General features: G+C 45.4%; 19 protein-coding genes. 1 reads left to right on the forward strand and 18 read right to left on the reverse strand.

The annotated features are described in order from the left end of the window. Window positions 1-17: 17 nt before the first annotated feature. From C1T29_RS16300 to C1T29_RS16365, 14 genes are all read right to left on the reverse strand, one after another. Window positions 18-908, reverse strand: a complete 891-nt coding sequence (locus C1T29_RS16300) for a DUF4097 family beta strand repeat-containing protein (RefSeq protein ID WP_095432399.1) — start codon at window positions 906-908, stop codon at window positions 18-20. Next, the gene (locus tag C1T29_RS16305) at window positions 905-1,459 is read right to left on the reverse strand and encodes an HAAS signaling domain-containing protein (protein ID WP_095432400.1); all 555 of its coding nucleotides are present in this window, start codon (window positions 1,457-1,459) and stop codon (window positions 905-907) included. The genes C1T29_RS16300 and C1T29_RS16305 overlap by 4 nt, the downstream gene beginning before the upstream one ends. Then, window positions 1,456-1,782: a PadR family transcriptional regulator gene (locus C1T29_RS16310; protein ID WP_095432401.1), complete on the reverse strand. Its 327-nt coding sequence runs from the start codon at window positions 1,780-1,782 to the stop codon at window positions 1,456-1,458. Before C1T29_RS16310 ends, C1T29_RS16305 begins: the two co-directional genes overlap by 4 nt. A 151-nt stretch (window positions 1,783-1,933) precedes the next feature. Then, complete coding sequence (gene abfA, locus C1T29_RS16315; RefSeq protein WP_095432402.1) at window positions 1,934-3,436, reverse strand: alpha-L-arabinofuranosidase AbfA; 1,503 nt, start codon at window positions 3,434-3,436, stop codon at window positions 1,934-1,936. An 18-nt stretch (window positions 3,437-3,454) separates the two neighbouring features. Further along, window positions 3,455-4,300, reverse strand: a complete 846-nt coding sequence (araQ, locus tag C1T29_RS16320; RefSeq protein WP_040082200.1) for an arabinooligosaccharides ABC transporter permease AraQ — start codon at window positions 4,298-4,300, stop codon at window positions 3,455-3,457. Beyond that, on the reverse strand, window positions 4,301-5,242 hold the full coding sequence (locus C1T29_RS16325; protein ID WP_095432403.1) for an arabinooligosaccharides ABC transporter permease AraP: 942 nt from the start codon (window positions 5,240-5,242) through the stop codon (window positions 4,301-4,303). A gap of 35 nt (window positions 5,243-5,277) precedes the next feature. Then, window positions 5,278-6,579, reverse strand: coding sequence for an arabinooligosaccharides ABC transporter substrate-binding protein AraN (locus C1T29_RS16330; protein WP_069150032.1), 1,302 nt, complete (start codon window positions 6,577-6,579; stop codon window positions 5,278-5,280). A 30-nt stretch (window positions 6,580-6,609) separates the two neighbouring features. Further along, the gene (gene egsA, locus C1T29_RS16335; RefSeq protein WP_103749922.1) at window positions 6,610-7,794 is read right to left on the reverse strand and encodes a sn-glycerol-1-phosphate dehydrogenase; all 1,185 of its coding nucleotides are present in this window, start codon (window positions 7,792-7,794) and stop codon (window positions 6,610-6,612) included. Next, window positions 7,791-8,609, reverse strand: a complete 819-nt coding sequence (gene araL, locus C1T29_RS16340; protein WP_095432506.1) for a sugar-phosphatase AraL — start codon at window positions 8,607-8,609, stop codon at window positions 7,791-7,793. Before araL ends, egsA begins: the two co-directional genes overlap by 4 nt. Further along, window positions 8,587-9,276, reverse strand: coding sequence for an L-ribulose-5-phosphate 4-epimerase (gene araD, locus C1T29_RS16345; protein ID WP_069839697.1), 690 nt, complete (start codon window positions 9,274-9,276; stop codon window positions 8,587-8,589). Before araD ends, araL begins: the two co-directional genes overlap by 23 nt. A 16-nt stretch (window positions 9,277-9,292) precedes the next feature. Beyond that, window positions 9,293-10,975, reverse strand: a complete 1,683-nt coding sequence (gene araB, locus C1T29_RS16350) for a ribulokinase (RefSeq protein WP_103749921.1) — start codon at window positions 10,973-10,975, stop codon at window positions 9,293-9,295. Window positions 10,976-10,988: 13 nt separating this feature from the next. Next, window positions 10,989-12,479 carry an L-arabinose isomerase gene (gene araA / locus C1T29_RS16355; protein WP_103749920.1) on the reverse strand — a complete coding sequence of 497 codons (1,491 nt, stop codon included), beginning with the start codon at window positions 12,477-12,479 and terminating at the stop codon, window positions 10,989-10,991. A 181-nt stretch (window positions 12,480-12,660) separates the two neighbouring features. Then, a complete protein-coding gene (gene abnA / locus C1T29_RS16360) occupies window positions 12,661-13,632 on the reverse strand; it encodes an arabinan endo-1,5-alpha-L-arabinosidase AbnA (protein ID WP_103749918.1) in 972 nt (323 codons plus the stop codon). A 196-nt stretch (window positions 13,633-13,828) separates the two neighbouring features. Next, the gene (locus C1T29_RS16365; RefSeq protein ID WP_103749917.1) at window positions 13,829-14,914 is read right to left on the reverse strand and encodes a M42 family metallopeptidase; all 1,086 of its coding nucleotides are present in this window, start codon (window positions 14,912-14,914) and stop codon (window positions 13,829-13,831) included. 183 nt (window positions 14,915-15,097) lie between these two features. Here C1T29_RS16365 and ysdB point away from each other — a divergent pair, with 183 nt between their 5' ends. Then, a complete protein-coding gene (gene ysdB / locus C1T29_RS16370; RefSeq protein ID WP_003229493.1) occupies window positions 15,098-15,490 on the forward strand; it encodes a sigma W pathway protein YsdB in 393 nt (130 codons plus the stop codon). Between the two features lie 16 nt (window positions 15,491-15,506). Here the strand turns inward: ysdB and C1T29_RS16375 are convergent, their stop codons facing one another. Genes C1T29_RS16375 through infC form a run of 4 tightly spaced genes read right to left on the reverse strand, consistent with a single transcriptional unit; the run spans window position 15,507 to window position 16,957 of the window. Continuing rightward, entirely contained in the window at window positions 15,507-15,776 is a 270-nt protein-coding gene (locus C1T29_RS16375; protein ID WP_103749916.1) for a DUF1294 domain-containing protein, read from the reverse strand. A gap of 55 nt (window positions 15,777-15,831) precedes the next feature. Beyond that, complete coding sequence (gene rplT / locus C1T29_RS16380; RefSeq protein ID WP_014114727.1) at window positions 15,832-16,191, reverse strand: 50S ribosomal protein L20; 360 nt, start codon at window positions 16,189-16,191, stop codon at window positions 15,832-15,834. A gap of 31 nt (window positions 16,192-16,222) precedes the next feature. Continuing rightward, a complete protein-coding gene (rpmI, locus tag C1T29_RS16385) occupies window positions 16,223-16,423 on the reverse strand; it encodes a 50S ribosomal protein L35 (RefSeq protein ID WP_003222418.1) in 201 nt (66 codons plus the stop codon). Between the two features lie 12 nt (window positions 16,424-16,435). Beyond that, the gene (gene infC, locus C1T29_RS16390; RefSeq protein ID WP_142393714.1) at window positions 16,436-16,957 is read right to left on the reverse strand and encodes a translation initiation factor IF-3; all 522 of its coding nucleotides are present in this window, start codon (window positions 16,955-16,957) and stop codon (window positions 16,436-16,438) included. Between the last annotated feature and the right edge of the window lie 4 nt (window positions 16,958-16,961).

Genomic DNA, 16,961 nt, shown 5'->3' on the forward strand with positions numbered 1-16,961 from the left:
GGGCCGGCTCGTGGCAGTTAGTTTAGTTCAATGTCTCCAGATGTTGTACGAACTTTTAAATGGTTAGAGGGGCTATCACCTACATAACCTACAATACGGTGCTCTGATTTTTCTTTATACAAGATGTGATCGAGATTGGCCGCGGCATCACCTGAGTCAGCCTGAAAATCCACTGCCAAAGATGCAGGTTCTTTCTGATACTCTACTGACACACTTCCGCTCGTAGTGACGATGTCGATCTCTTCGTTCTGATGATCCTGAAGAAGATCAATATCCCCGGAAGTTGTCTTATAGTTCACCTTTTCAGCTGTTGTGCGGCTGCTTTTTATTGATCCGCTTGTTGTCTTTACTTCACCTTGGCCGAATGAATTTTGGTCAGTTTGAATTTCTCCACTCGTTGTTTTTAGCGTCAGCTCGTTTTCGATGCGTGTATGCTTCAGCTCAATATTTCCTGATGTAGAGTCAGCAGCTGATTGATCTGTTTGCGTATTTTCTATCAGAATATCGCCAGAGGTTGTCGTTACGGTTATCTCATCATACTTCTTTTCCGGAATCGTGATTGTGATTTTCATATCCTTTTCGCTGCCCCACGGTATAAAAGAGATGATATTCTCGCGTGCTATTTGATTGATTGTTAATGAATTGCCATCTTGGCTCACATCGAACAGCTTTTTGCTTTTATCACTGACTTGCCCTTCAGCAGCTACCTGAATATCATCCGTTTGCCCGCTTTTGACCTCTGCATGCATCGAGCTCGTTGTTACCTCAATTTTTTTAATATCTGCAGGATCATATGTTTCGGCAGCTTTCACCTCTTCTTTTGTAAAATCCGAGGTAGCAGCAGAGATGACAGCCCCGATTACCCCGACTGCAAATACTGCGATCAATCCTATTATGATTTTTTTCATGTCTGCGCCCCCGTCACCAGCTTTAAATTATATCTGATATATCGCAAACTCATGCCATACAGCAGCTTGCCTAAATGCCACAGCCCTATACACAAGAGCAGCCCCAGACTGCCAAACACGAGTGATAAAAAGAACTCCAGCATCATGTGCGTATTCATTTGAAACATCACCATGCCGACAAACATAATTGGTGATACAGAAAGTGCAAGCGCCACCCCGCATAAACCCACGTACACTCCAAAAATGCCAATAGCTGGTCCCAGCACAAAAATCAAATTTAAGATGCTTATCGCTGCTGCTGAACATGCCATCTGAAAGAGGTTCTTCTTAGGGCGCTGCACTGCTGGAGCAGTTCCCGTGACATCTGGCACCAATTCCTTTGCTATTTGTTTTGGGGAGCCGAGTTCCCTGATGATGTCCGCTTCCGGCCTGCCTTCTTTCATCCCTTCTGTAATATGTTCTTCAAAATCAAATAAGACCTCATTCCGCTCTTCTTTAGAAAGCGGCTGTAACGCTTTACTTAACTCCTGTAAAAACTGTTCTTGATTCATCGTTCTCCTCCCCTTGCCTCATCAATGATTTGATTGACAGATGCTGTGAACTGATTCCATTCTGCCAGCAGCAGTTTCATTCGCATGAAACCAAGCTTTGACATCGTGTAATATTTTCTGGCAGGCCCTTCGGAAGACGGCGCCATATATGTTTCTAAATACTCTTCTTTCGTCAGTCTCCTGAGAAGAGGATATAAGGTGCCTTCAGCTATCGCCATGTGTCTGGAAATGTTTTGAGAAAGCTCATATCCGTATTGGTCTTTTTCGGATATTAATACAAGCACACATAGCTCTAATGCTCCCTTTTTGAATTGAGCATTCATCATAAGATCCTCCCTGCGGCTGGTCATTTTTGTTTATTTTTCCCATCACTTATCCATATGGTAACATCCACTACTGAACATTACAAGGTACTGAATGATATCTACTGAGAAAAAAAGAAAAACCGGAGAGAGATCTCCGGCTTTGCTTCTCTTATGACTGTTTTTCCAGGCGGATCACATTCCAGGAAAGCGGCGTGAAATGAGCAGTTAAGCCGTTTTCGCTGACAGACGATGTTCCGTTGGAATGCGGGACGACATTTTTTCTGTTATGCTGGTTTGTCGCTTTGATATCCTGATGCTCAAGCACGATGTGCTCTGCGATTTGGTAGGATTCAAAGCCTCTGAGCGAAATCTCCGTCTCCATCTGATCCTCAGCCTTGTTTACCGCAAAAATAGTGAGGGTTTCTTCCTCTTCAGAGTACACAGCAGCAGCATCAACATATGGCACATCAGTAAAATCAGAACAGTCGTACTTCGGAGAAGAAATAAGCGGTTTCAGTGACTCGCCCCTTCCGTAAACAGAAGCATGCATGTATGGATAGAAAATCGGCTGTCTCCATGCTTCTCCGCCTTTTTCCGTCATGATCGGCGCGATGACATTGACAAGCTGCGCAAGACACGCGATTTTCACGCGATCTGCGTGCTGCAGCATCGTAATGAGGAGAGAGCCGACTAATAAGGCATCTTCAAAATTGTAAATATCCTCTAAAATCGGACGCGCAGTGATCCACGGCTCGACTTTTTTATCAGCCTCATTTGAGTGATACCATACGTTCCATTCATCCAGAGAGAGATTGATTGTTTTCTTGCTGCGTGTTTTTGCTTTTACATAGTCACAGGTTGCGGCGACAGATTTAATGAAATGATCCAGATCCATGGAACGGGCCAAGTAGTTTGGCAGATTGTTATCCCGGTTTCCGTAGTAGGTGTGAAGAGAGATATAGTCAACATGCTCGTACGTATGCTCAAGCACCTTCGCTTCCCAATCGATAAAGGTCGGCATACCGCTGTTTGAGCTGCCGCAGGCAACAAGTTCAATTGATGGGTCAACCCATTTCATGACCTTTGCTGTCTCTGCGGCTAGCCGTCCGTATTCATCAGCTGTTTTGTGGCCGATCTGCCACGGTCCATCCATTTCGTTTCCTAAGCACCATGTTTTGATGCCGTACGGCTGTTCATAGCCATGTGATCTTCTTAAATCACTCCAATAAGAGCCTTTCGGATGGTTGCAATATTCAACGAGATTACGGGCGGCATCTATGCCTCTTGTGCCGAGATTGACGGCCATATTGACCTCGGTGTTCACCTTTTTTGCCCAAGTTAAAAATTCATTTGTTCCCACTTCATTGGTTTCTGTCGTTTGCCATGCCAAGTCAAGCCGTCTCGGGCGATTTTCAACTGGTCCGACACCGTCCTCCCAGTTGTATCCGGATAAAAAGTTTCCGCCCGGATAGCGGATGATCGGAACCTGTAATTCTTTGATCAGCGACTGGACATCTTTTCTAAACCCATCTTCATCCGCTTCAGGGTGATCAGGCTCATATATGCCTTCGTATACCGCACGCCCCATATGTTCGATAAACGATCCGTAAATCCGTTTATCTACTTCACCGATTTTATATTCTTTGTCTACAATCATTCGTGCTTTTTTCATCACACGTTTCCTCCTTCATTAACCTTTGACTCCCCCTACCGTCAGGCCGGAGATAAAGTATTTTTGGAAAAACAAGAAAATGATAATGACAGGCAAAATCGCAAATACCGAGCCAGATATAAGCATGTCATAGTTGTTGCCATAAGGGCTCAGCAAGCTGGACAGACCAATTGGAAGCGTAAACATTTCTTTCGACCGAAGCACAATCAGCGGCCACAAGAAATTGTTCCAGCTGTTTAAGGACTGAAGGATGATCATCGCGCCGAAAGCCGGTTTCATCAGCGGTGCCATAATCCTGAAAAAGATGCCAAATTCCGTACAGCCGTCCATTCTTGCAGAATCCAACAGATCCCTTGGAAGACCAAGCGCATATTGCCTAAAAAAGAATACGGCAACAGGTGAAACGATAAACGGCAATATGACACCCGTATACGAATCGATCAAGTGCAGTCCGACGGTAAGCTTAAACAGAGGAAGCATCATGACCTCCAGCGGAACCATCATGATAATCAGCACAAGAACAAAGATGATACTTCTGCCCTTAAAATCATAAACCGCAAGCCCGTACCCGATCATCGAAGAAAAAAACAGGGTGAGCACGGTTGTGAAAAGCCCAAGCACAAGGCTGTTAAAGAACCATTTGAAATAAATGCTGCCGCCGTTAAACAGAAATGTATAATTATCAAGACTCATTACTTTAGGATCAATGTCAAGATTCAGCCCCACACGCAAAAGCTCAGATGACGGCTTTAAGGATCCTAAAAGCAAACAGAAAATCGGAAAAATATACAATAGGCTCAGCATCATAAAAAACAGAGTCAGCGCAATTCTGTAAACGCTAAACTGAGGACTGTTCCGCAACATTTATCCCTCCCCCTTAAACGAGCCTGACAGCTTTAATGAAATCAGGCTGACAACAAGTATCACAATCAAAAGCACAATGCCGATGGCCGCTCCGTACCCCATTTCGTTGTAGGCAAGCCCCTGCTGATACAAATATCCGACAAGAGTCAGACCAATATTACCCGGGGAATTATTCTGCCAAAGCACGTAGCTTTCCTCAAACATTCTGAAGCCGCCGATAATGCTGATGGTCAGCACATATACGGTAACAGGCTTGAGAAACGGCAGCGTAATGTGTCGGAATTTTTTCGTCGTATTCGCCCCGTCTATATCAGCAGCTTCGTACAGCTCTTTCGGCACATTTTGCAGGCCTGCTAAAAAGTAAAGGATGTTGATTCCCATCCATCTCCACGAAGCAAGCAGCACCATCAAAAACATGCCGGTATGTTCATTGTTCATCCAGTTCTGAGGTGATAAGCCGAGTTTGAGTAGGATGGAGTTAGCCAGAGACGTTTCCATTTCTCCGAAGATCAGCCGAAAAATGATCCCCGCGACAATGGTGGAGGTCAATGCCGGTATGAATAGCGCTGATTTAAATATATTTCGAAATTTGACCAGCTTTGAATTCAGGAATATGGCCAGAAGCAATGGGACAGGAATCAGCACGATCAGCGTCCAAAAGGTGTATTCCAGCGTATTCCAAAGGGCGGTATAGAACGTCGGGTTGTTTAGCGCTGTATAATTAGAAAATCCGACAAACGACACCTCTCCCGGCAAAATTCTTTGAAAGCTCATGATGAAGACACTAATGATGGGGTATAGAAAAAATACGAGAAAGGATAAAACGAATGGCGCTGTAAACAGATAGGGCGCCGCTTTTTTCGAATAAAATAGATCTCGCCAGCCTGATTGTTTCGCAACTGAAGGAACGGGATGAACCGTTCCCGTTTTCACAGGTTTCATGAGAACCTCCCCGCTTTCACTTTTTGAATGGGATTCTATTTCTGTTTCAGTTCACCTGCTGCTCTGTCCAAGGCTTGTTTAGGCGTTTTTTGCTGAGATTTAAGCGCGTCGAACAATACGCTTCTGTTGACAAGGTCTGAAGCCTTGGCAAAATCCTCATGTAAATAAATTGGATTGATTTCATCCTTGATATCGAGCAGCACAGAAAAAATGCCTGTTCCGTTTTGGAAGTAATCCGTGTATTTGTTTTTCTCTTTCAATTCCTTGGAGCTCCAAACATCCCAGCGAAGCGGGTCAAACCCGAGTACGCTCCAGAGTTTTTTATTTCCTTCTTTAGAGCCCTTCGCAAAGGCCAAAAACTCTTTTGCTAACTCAACATGCTTGGATTGCTTCGGTACAACGGTTGCCGTACCGCCCAAGCCTGCCGAGCGGTCGCCCCCCTCTTTCCATGCCGGGAGCGGTCTGATGGCAATCTTCCCTTTCAGATCAGGCATATAATCGATAAATCTTCCCATATACCAAATCGGCATGAGGACTGAAGCAGCTCCTCCTTGGTTCATAAAACCGTAGTATTCTTCACTGTGATGCCCCCCGCCTGGAGCAGGAATCATCGTTTTATCATTGATCATGTCTTTTAAATATTGAAGTGTTTTTACGTTGGTGTCATTATTGAGGATCAGCTTGCCGTTTTTATCAAAATAGCCTGAGTTTTGCTGTGAAATCATAGATAAGAAGGTTCCGGAATCATTTGTTTCCACCGTTCCCATCGGCTTCCCGGTCACTTTGCGCACTTTCTGTCCGGCTTTATGGTAATCATCCCATGTTTTAATATCGTCAGGATTGACGCCGGCTTTTTTCATCACATCCATGTTATAAAACATGACTGTTGTCCCTACATGCGTATCGAGTCCGTAAAGCTTTCCGTTTTTGCTGTACAAGGTCAGCCGCGCCTCTACGAATTTATCGCGGTCCTTTTCAATCAGTGGAGTCAAGTCGGCAAGCGGTATGTCAGAGCCCTTCAAAAAGTTTGAAAAACGGGCCAATTCGACATCGGCAATATCAGGGACGCCTTCTCCCGCTATTAAGGAGATAGATAAGTTATCGTGCATTTGCCCATACGGATAAACGACCGTATTCAGCTTAATTTTGCGGTCAGGATATTTTTTGTTCCATTCCTTCACCATTTCCACATAGAACTGCTCATGAAGCCCGTTAAATGTCCAAAAGGTCAGCTCAGTTTCACCCGATTTGCCGGATGATTTTTCTGCTGAACACCCGGCAATGAGTAATGTCAGCAGCATCATGAGCACAAGAAAACAGACAGTCATTTTTTTCATCTGCGTTACCCCTTCCATTCGAGGTGCGGGCTATTCATATAGACCATGATTGATCAGCGTTTTGTTTTCATTGATCATTCTTAATCCGGTGCAGCGGTCTCTTAAGGTGTGCGCGTGTCTGAAGGCATTTTTGACGGAATCCTGCCCGACACCGATTTCGTCAAAATACGCAGGGCCTCCGGCTGATCTCAGCCAATCAGCGAGCACTTTTCCTTCCGGGAGTGTTTGATAAGCCGATTGAATGGCTTGCCGCCGGCTTGGTGAAAATTCGTTCAATCCCTCATCCTTTGCGAGCTTTCTGTATGTGTCAGTTAATAAAACAGCGGCACAGCCCACCTTTGCCCCATGAAGAATCTGAGGCCGTTTTTTCTCCATTAATTCCATCTCAATCCAATGTGAAATATGATGCTCGCCGCCTGATGCCGGACGGGAATGATCTAAGGCCAGCATGACAAGCCCAGATACGATTAAAGACTCCATCAAAACCCGTATGCCAGTTTCCGTTTTCAGCGCGATGTCTTCTGTGTGTGCGATACAGGCGTCAAGCGCCTCCTGAACGATCTTAGCTCCTGCTGGCGAATAAGGCTCGCCGGCAAGATGCCGGGATATTTCCCAATCTGCTAAAGATGTTATTTTACCGAGCATGTCACCAAAGCCAGCCGCCACCATTGATTGCGGTGCCGCTTTTAATAGATCCAGATCAGCGAACAGCGCAGATGGGGCCTTCGTTTGAATGGTTGTTTTCGTGCCGTATAAAATAATCGGCGCCCCGGCTGACGTAAAACCGTCTACAGATGGAGCAGTCGGATAAGAAATAAACGGCAACTCTCTCTGAAACGCCGCAAAGCGGACGATATCATGAATCGTGCCCGAACCGACTGCAATCATGACATCCATTGTTTGTTTCGTATGGATCAGCGCATGAATGAGTGATCGTTCATCAGCTGTCACATCTCCGGCTTCATTTTTTGGAATGATCAGGCACTCGGCCTGAAATCCTGCTTGATTCAGTCGGTTTTCCAAATCAATTCCTGCAATGCGGTGTGTATTCGCGTCGCAAAGAAGGACAATATGTTTGTAGTTTTTTCGTTTTACATAATCCAAAAGCGAATCAGCTGCTTGTTTACCGAGGACAATTTCTTCAACTTCTATAGGAGACGTCTCTTCTCCGGCGTGTTCAAAAGCACGCTGAACGTCAGCTGCGATACGATTCATATCAGAATCCCCTCCTCAGCCAATTTGGTTACATCCTCTATGGACTCCAGCACATAATCCGGCGTATACAAACGCTGTTCTCCCGGTTTCGCAGAACCAGTAAGCACTAAGGCGCTTTTCATGCCATAAAGCTTTCCCATTGCAATGTCAGATTCAATGCTGTCTCCTATAATCATGCATTCATGTGCGGACAGCCCCATTGCTGTATAGGCAGCCTCAGCCATCAGCCAAGACGGCTTTCCGACAACAAGTTCAGTCTTCGCTTGAGCGGAAGCCTCTATCGCCCCAATCATTCCGGCCACATCAATAGCATTTCCATCTTCGTTCGGAAAAGAGCGGTCTTTGTTTGTAGCAATGATACGAGCGCCGCCGGCAGCCGCTTGAAAGGCTTGATTTAAATCTTTGTACGTAAGTGTTTCGTGAAGGGAGATGACGAGCCAATCCGCTTCCTTCGGTTCGTTCGCACGCTGCACACCGGCCAGTTTCAGCTCGTCAACCAAACCTTGTTCTCCAAGCACCCATACCTTTGAAAAACGATAATGTTTATTCAGAAAGGCCGCCGTTACACTCGACGACAGAACAATGTCGTTTACATCCGCTTCAATCCCCGCTCCAAGAAGTTTTTTTCTGCACATGGCACGGGAGATATTCCCCCGATTGCTTAAAAAGACGATTTTCTTCCCCATTCCCCGAAGTGTATGGATCGCTTCTCTTGCCCCTTCAATCAATTCATTTCCTCTGAATACAGTACCGTCCAAGTCAATCAGAATGCCAGCCGGTGACACAGGCGTATCATGACTGGCCATAATACGCATTTGCTCCGTGTTTTCGATAAAAATGCTTTTCATGCAGGACTGTATTAATTGGGGTTACATCCTTGTTCAGCATAATGGAGTGATAGGCCATTTCGGCAACCGTTTCTAATACAACTGCGTTATGAATGGCATTTAAGGCATCCGTTCCCCAGCAGAACGGTCCGTGATTATTCACGAGCACACCCGGAATCTGTTCGTAGTTATGATGCTGAAAGGTTTCCGCTATGACTTTTCCTGTATTCAATTCGTACTCATGAATGATTTCTTCATCGTACATTTCTCTAGTACACGGAATCGCACTGTCAAAATAATCAGCATGAGTCGTGCCTAAAGGCGGAATGTCTCTGCCTGATTGCGCCCAGCTTGTCGCCCATTGAGAATGGGTATGAACTATTCCCCCGATATTCGGAAAAGCTTTATATAAATAAACATGGGTAGGTGTATCTGAAGAAGGCTTAAGCGAGCCTTCGACGACTTCTCCTTCAAGGTTCAAAACAACCAAGTCCTCTGCTGTCAGGTCGCTGTATTCGACTCCGCTAGGTTTGATGACAATTCTTTCTTTTTCACGGTCAATGCCGCTGACATTTCCCCACGTAAAGGTTACCAGCTGATGCTCCTGAAGCTTCAGGTTGGCAGCCAGCACTTCTTTTTTTAATGTTTCAAGCATGCTCCATCACCCTTTATCAATTCTTTTTGGCGGCAGATGAAAATTGAAGATTTTTGATCGTTTTCAGACGCTTCATGACATGGTTTTCTTTTCCGAAATAATGAACCAGCTCTTTATATTCAGCGTACAATTTTTCATAGACGGCGGCATTTTCGGCATTTGGCGTATAAGATATATCTTTCAGTTTTCCCATGTTCGCCGCTGCGTCTTTGATGTCGTCGTATCCGCCTTTTTCTTTGCCTGCGGCTAGCGCGCCGAAAATGGCAGATCCTAAGGCTGGGGCTTGCGGTGAACCAGAGATTTTAATGTCCATGTTTGTCACATCCGCATAAATCTGCATGACAAACGGGTTTTTCTCAGCAATTCCGCCGGCTGCGAACAGCTCCTCAATCGGAACCCCGCTTTCTTTGAACGTTTCGATAATCATCCGTGTTCCGTAGGCTGTCGCTTCAACTAACGCTCTATAAATCTCTTCAGGCTTCGTCAGCAGGGTCATGCCAAGCAGCATCCCTGTTAAATCCGCATCAACAAGAGTTGAACGGTTGCCATTCCACCAATCTAAAGCAAGCAGGCCGCTTTCACCCGGCGCTTGATGGTTTGCTTTCTCACTCAGCAGCTCATGAATGCCAATGTTTTTTTCCTTTGCTTCCTCTTGATACGCTTGCGGAACACACGTTTTCACAAACCAGTCAAAATGATCGCCAACACAGGACTGTCCGGCTTCATATCCCGCATAGCCCGGGAGAATTCCGTTGTCCACAACGCCGCACATTCCTGGAACGATATGCACCTCTTCACCAAGAAGAACATGGCACGTTGAGGTTCCCATAATCATCAGCATTTTCCCTGGCTCTGTGATACCGACCGCCGGCACGGAAACATGAGCGTCCACATTGGCAACCGCAACAGCCGTTCCCGGAAGAAGCCCTGTCAGCTTTGCCATTTTGTCAGTCAGGCCGCCGGCTTTTTCCCCTACTGAATGAATCGGCCCTGCCAATTTATCTCTTGTAATCGTTTTCATTGAAGGGTTCAATTTCTCAAAGAAACCATCTGTTGGATATCCCGCTTTTTCACTCCAAATCGCTTTATACCCTGCAGTACAGTTGCTTCGCTTGAGCGAGCCGCACAGCTGGTACACGATCCAGTCCGCAGCCTCGATGATCCGGTCAGCCGCTTCATAAATGTGAGGCGCTTCCTCAGCTATTTGCATGACCTTTGGAATCATCCATTCTGATGAAATTTTTCCTCCGTACCGCTGTAAAAAAGCCTCTCCTTCTTCTTCCGCGATTTGATTGAGCCGATCAGCATGTTTTTGTGCCGCATGATGCTTCCAGAGCTTCACATAGCTGTGCGGCTCCTCTTCATATTCAGGCAGCATGCACAACGGCTGTCCGCTGCTGTCAATAGGAAGGATTGTACATGCCGTGAAATCAATCCCAATTCCGATAATGTCTTTTGGTTCAACGCCCGTCTGTTCAAGTAAAGACGGAATGGTTGTTTCCAAGACTTCGAGATAATCAGCAGGGTGCTGCAGCGCCCAGTCGCGCGGCAGCTTTTGGCCCGTTTTGGGCAGGACGGTATCAATGACAGCATGCCTGTATTCTTTTACAGCAGACGCAAGTTCCTCCCCTGTTTGGACATGAACCAACACCGCTCTTCCAGATAAAGTTCCAAAATCAACCCCTATAGTGTAAGCCATGTGACATCCCCCTCTACTTTTGAAGCCGGTAAAGCGCCTCGTTCCATTTTAACTCGTGTTTCAGTTTATGAATTGTCGTATCACGGGAAATGAGAACACTTTCGATCCCCGCCATTTCCGCCCAATCAAGCATTTGCTCCGCTGTCAGTTCATAAGACAGGCAGGTATGGTGTGCGCCGCCGGCTAAAATCCATGCCTCCGCTGCTGTTTTCAATGACGGCTCCGGCTTCCAGAGAACTCGGGCCACCGGCAGATTCGGCATGTCTTTTTCAATTTCCTGGCCGTTGACTTCATTCAGCACAAGGCGGAAACGCCCGCCAATATCAACAATGCTGGCTTGAATGGCCGAACCGCTGATGCCGTTAAATACAAAACGCGCAGGGTCCTCCTTGCCGCCGATCGAAAGCGGGTGAACCTCGATTTTCGGCTGATCCAAAGCGACAGTCGGACACACTTCAAGCATGTGAGAGCCCAGAATCATTTCATTTCCCGGTTCAAAATGGTACGTGTAATCTTCCATGAAGGAAGTTCTTTTTCCTTTGGCCATGATTTTCATCATCCGTACAAGGGCCGCTGTCTTCCAATCCCCTTCACCGGCGAAACCGTAACCTTTCTCCATCAGGCGCTGAACGGCAAGTCCCGGCAGCTGTTTCATTCCGTGCAGCACTTCAAACGATGTCGTAAACGCTGTGTATCCGCCTTGTTCAAGAAAAGCGGTTAAGCCTAGTTCAATTTTCGCCTGCTCTTTAATGGACGCTACCTTTGCTTCGTCACGTTTTGTTTCCTCGCTGATCACATATAATCTGTCATATTCCGCATAAAGCGTGTCAACTTCGTCGTCCGTAATGCGATTCATCACTTCAACAAGATCTCCGATGCCATATCCGTCAACCTGCCAGCCAAATTGAATATGCGCTCCGACCTTGTCTCCGTCGGTTACCGCGACATGACGCATGTTATCTCCAAATCTGGCAACCTTAATATGTCTGCTTTCATTTAATGCAGCCGCCGTATCCATCCACTGGGACATTTCTTTTTTCACTTCTTCATCATCCCAATAGCCGGCAATGACTTTTCGGCTAAGCCCCATTCGCGAGTTGATGTAACCGTACTCTCGATCGCCATGCGCGGATTGGTTGCTGTTCATAAAATCCATGTCAATCGTACCCCACGGAATATCGCGATTATATTGGGTATGCAAATGCAAAAGCGGTTTTTGATAAGAGGAAAGGCCTTCTATCCACATTTTTGCAGGGGAAAATGTGTGCATCCATGTAATGATGCCAGCGCACGTCTCACTGTACTCCGCTTCTCTTAACAGCTCTCTAATCGTTTCCGGTGAAGTGACGACGGGCTTATGAACCATTTTATATCTGGAAGAAACCCCGCTGAGCCCCTCACAAATGCTTTTCGCATGCTGATCCACCAGTTCCAGCGTTTCTTCCCCGTATAGGTGCTGGCTTCCTGTCACAAACCAGAATTCATAATCCTTTGTCTGAAGCATGTAAACTGCCCCTTTCCCATAAAATAAAACGCTTTCAAACACAAGAAAAAGATACGTACTAATGATAAAAAACAAACCTGTAAATAACAATTTGTACGAACAACTTTATTATAGTAATTGACTATTACACTGTCAATCTTTTCTTTTAAAAAAAGCCGGGCTCTGCCCCCGGCTTTTTGATTCAATAGGACGGCCAGCCCGAGCTCCAATTCAAATCATTGATAAGAAGCTTCGGAATGCCGTTGTTATTGGCATCATAGGCATGGCGAACAAGAATGTTTCCATTTACAATATCCTGGCCTCCAGGTCCTTTCCATTGATCATTGCCCGAATCCAAAATGGTGCCTCCGCCTTCGAGCATGCTTTTTCCGCTTTTATCAAGATAAGGGCCTGTAATGTTTTTAGATCTTCCGTAAGCAATTTTGTACGTACTGTTTACGCCGGCACAGCATTTATCAAATGAAACCATTAAATAGTAGTAACCATTTTGATACGTAAGAGCAGGGGCTTCCAGCGCACCTCCATTATTCGGTCTGGCTGCAATCGAATAGAGCGAGCCTGTAGGCTTCATCGTATTCTTATCAAGCTTGGTCAGCTTAATGCCGGTCCAAAACGAGCCGAACGCGAGCCACGGGTTGCCATCCTTGTCGAATGTCAGCTCCGGATCAATGGCGTTATAATTATTTGAGCTTGTCGAACGAATCACCAAGCCCTCGTCCTTCCAACTCCCCGAACTGATGCTTGTGGAAGATGCCAGGCCAATGGCAGATGTATTGCTTCCAAAAGAAGAAACAGAATAATACAGCCAGTACTTTCCGTTATAGTATTGGATGTCCGGCGCCCATTGGTTTGGCTCGTAATTCGGCACATAATTGGACCACCACGATAGCGGTGTGCTGAAAATAGATTTTTGTACGGTCCAATTTTTAGCGTCTGAAGACTTCAACACCCGCAGTCCCCGTTCTTCCGTAAGCCCTGTGCCGAGCGCATACCATGAGCTCCCCTCTTTAATCATAGTCGGGTCATGAAGCAGTTCATTGGATGCACCCCAAAACGCGGCCTCTGCGGGAGCAGCGGAAGTGAATATCAAACCTGCAGCCAGAGCGGCACTCGAAAAGTGAAAGAAACGTTTCCATGTTTTTTTTGTTTTCAATTTTGTTCATCCTCCCTTATATTAGAAAGCGCTTACAAAATAGATTGTTTACCCTCCCTTCCTTTCAAATGAGCTGCGTATCGTAGATCTTCATGTACAGGACAATTTCGGTATCCTCTTTATTGTAGTTACTCCACGGTAATTTGTACAGACAAAAAAATAGAATCCGCCTAAACAGGCGGATTCCTCCGTATCTTTATTGGTACGTAATTTCATCAACCGTTTTACGATCTAGCTTCTTAATGACTTCTGTAATTAACTTAACTGCGTTTTCATAATCATCACGGTGGAGCATGGCTGCGTGCGTATGAATGTAGCGCGTTGCGATGGTAATGGACAGCGCAGGAACGCCATTTGCCGTCAAATGGATGGCTCCCGAATCAGTTCCGCCGCCGGCAATCGAATCAAATTGGTACGGAATGCCTGCTTCTTCCGCGGTAGCGACAACTGCATCGCGCAAACCTTTGTGAGAGACCATAGATGCATCGTAAACGATAATCTGCGGGCCTTTACCCATTTTGCTTTGCGCTTCCTTCTCGGAAATGCCAGGCGTGTCTCCTGCGATTCCTACATCAACCCCAAACGCAATATCAGGCTGAATGGTGTGTGCAGCCGTTTTCGCTCCCCTCAGGCCGACTTCCTCCTGCACGGTTCCGACGCCATACACAATGTTTGGATGATCAGTGTTTTGTAAGTTTCTTAACACATCAATTGCAATCGCACAGCCGATGCGATTGTCCCAAGCCTTTGCGAGCAGGAATTTTTCATTGTTCATGATCGTAAATTCAAAATGCGGAACAATCATATCTCCCGGAAGCACGCCCCACTCCAAGGCTTCTTCCCGGCTTGAAGCTCCGATATCAATAAACATGTCTTTTATTTCCACTGATTTTTTTCTTGCTTCAGGAGACAAAATATGAGGCGGCTTAGATCCGATAACCCCTGTGATTTCTCCTTTTTTCGTGACGATGGTGACGCGCTGGGCAAGCATAACCTGAGCCCACCAGCCGCCAACGGTTTGAAAACGGATAAAGCCTTTATCTGTGATTTGTGTCACCATAAAGCCCACTTCATCCAAATGTCCGGCGATCATAATTTTCGGGCCGTTTTCTGCACCAGTTTTTTTAGCAATTAAACTGCCCAGGCGATCTGTTGTCACCTCATCAGCAAATGGTTCTATGTATGATTTCATCACTTGCCTTACTTCTCTTTCATTGCCCGGTATGCCTTTTGCATCTGTTAAATCTTTCAGCATGGTCAATGTTTTATCTAATTTTTCCATGTTCCAAACCCTCCTTCATCAGTCCTGCATTCTTATTATACAAAACATGGCGCTAACCATACGACTATTTCACTTGAAAATCGGGTATATGTTTTTAGAACTTTCTTTTAGAAAAAGTGAAACTTTTTTCTATGCTCTTCGTATTACATCAGATCATCACAATAAGGGAGGTGCCTTCACACAATGTTTGTCATGGTTCTAAGGATTATTTTGCTTGCACTTTTTGCTTATTGTATTTATGCCGTGGTCAAATATGTCGCGAATCCAAAGAGAAGGCTTAAGCTGGCCCAATCAAAAGAACATTTTTATATTATCGATGAACAGAACAATACCCGAAAGAACTTTCAGCTGACGTATAAAGGCGTGCTTTTTGAAGGAGAAAAGCATATTCCTTCCAAGGATCATCCACTGTTTATCCACACCATCTTTGTCTGGACAGAATCTCCTGAGAAGCTGAAGCATTTCTCTGCAAAAGATTTTGAGAACATTGAAGAAAAAGTGCTGGAACGATATCCAAATTGTAAAATTGACTGGGACCAGCCCATTAAACTTGCAAAAAAAGCAGAAGAGCGTTAAAACGCTTTTCTGCTTTTTATAAATCAAACGGACTGTAGTAAATACCGATGAGAATCGCTTCTATTACCAGAAGGAGCGGTACTCCGTACTTAAAAGAAGCGTGTTTCGTTTTATGTCTGAAGGTTTGCATGCCAAGCCAGATACCGAGCGCTCCAAACACGGTGGCTATCAGCCACAGCCGGTCTTCAGAAATTCTCCATTTGTGCTGCTGCGCTTTGCGTTTGTCAACGCCCATCACCCAAAAACCGCACAGATTCATCAACACCAAATAGACTGCAATAACCATGTTGCCTCATCCTTTATATAAAAAAGCCGCTCTGCTGGAGAGCGGCTCTATATGATTACTTGTTTAATTGAGCTTTAGCAGCATCAGCAAGCTGATTGAATGCAGTAAGATCGTTTACAGCAAGATCAGCAAGCATTTTACGGTTTACTTCGATACCAGAAAGCTTAAGACCGTGCATTAAACGGCTGTAAGAAAGGCCGTTCATGCGAGCAGCTGCGTTGATACGAGTGATCCAAAGTTTACGGAAATCACGTTTTTTCTGACGACGGTCACGGAAAGCATAGTTTCCAGATTTCATGACCTGCTGGTTAGCTACTTTGTATAATGTATGTTTTGAACCGAAATAACCTTTTGCTAATTTAAGAACCTTTTTACGACGCTTACGCGCAACAGTTCCGCCTTTTACTCTTGGCATTAAATTTCCCTCCTAATTGTTCCTTATCCGATTACTTGATGTTAGCAAGCATTTGTTTGATACGTTTGAAGTCTCCTGCACTTACAACAGCACTCTTGCGAAGCTTACGCTTTTGCTTTTGAGATTTGTTAGCGAATAAGTGACTTGTATACGCGTGAGAACGTTTTAACTTCCCAGAACCTGTCTTTTTAAAACGTTTAGCAGATCCGCGGTGAGTTTTCATTTTTGGCATGGGATTTCCTCCTTATTGCTTTTCGTTTTTCGGCGCGAGCATTAAGAACATGCTGCGGCCGTCCATTTTTGGTTTTGTTTCGACAGTCGCAACCTCAGCACATGCTTCAGAAAAACGGTCTAACACACGCTGACCGATTTCTTTATGAGTGATTGCGCGTCCTTTAAAGCGGATAGAAGCTTTCACTTTATCGCCTTTTTCAAGGAATTTAATCGCATTGCGCAATTTCGTGTTAAAGTCATGCTCATCGATTGTCGGACTTAACCGAACTTCTTTTAAGTTAATGATTTTTTGATTCTTGCGTGCTTCTTTTTCCTTTTTCTGTTGCTCAAATCGGAACTTACCGTAGTCCATGATTCGGCAGACAGGCGGTTTTGCATTCGCTGCAACTAACACAAGGTCAAGATTTGCGCGGGCGGCGATTTCAAGTGCTTCCTGACGGGACTTGATGCCAAGCTGGTCGCCATTTTGTCCGATTAAACGGACCTCACGTGCACGGATACCCTCATTAACCAATTGATCTTTGCTAATAATGAGC

The sequence above is a fragment of the Bacillus sp. MBGLi79 genome (assembly GCF_002953915.1).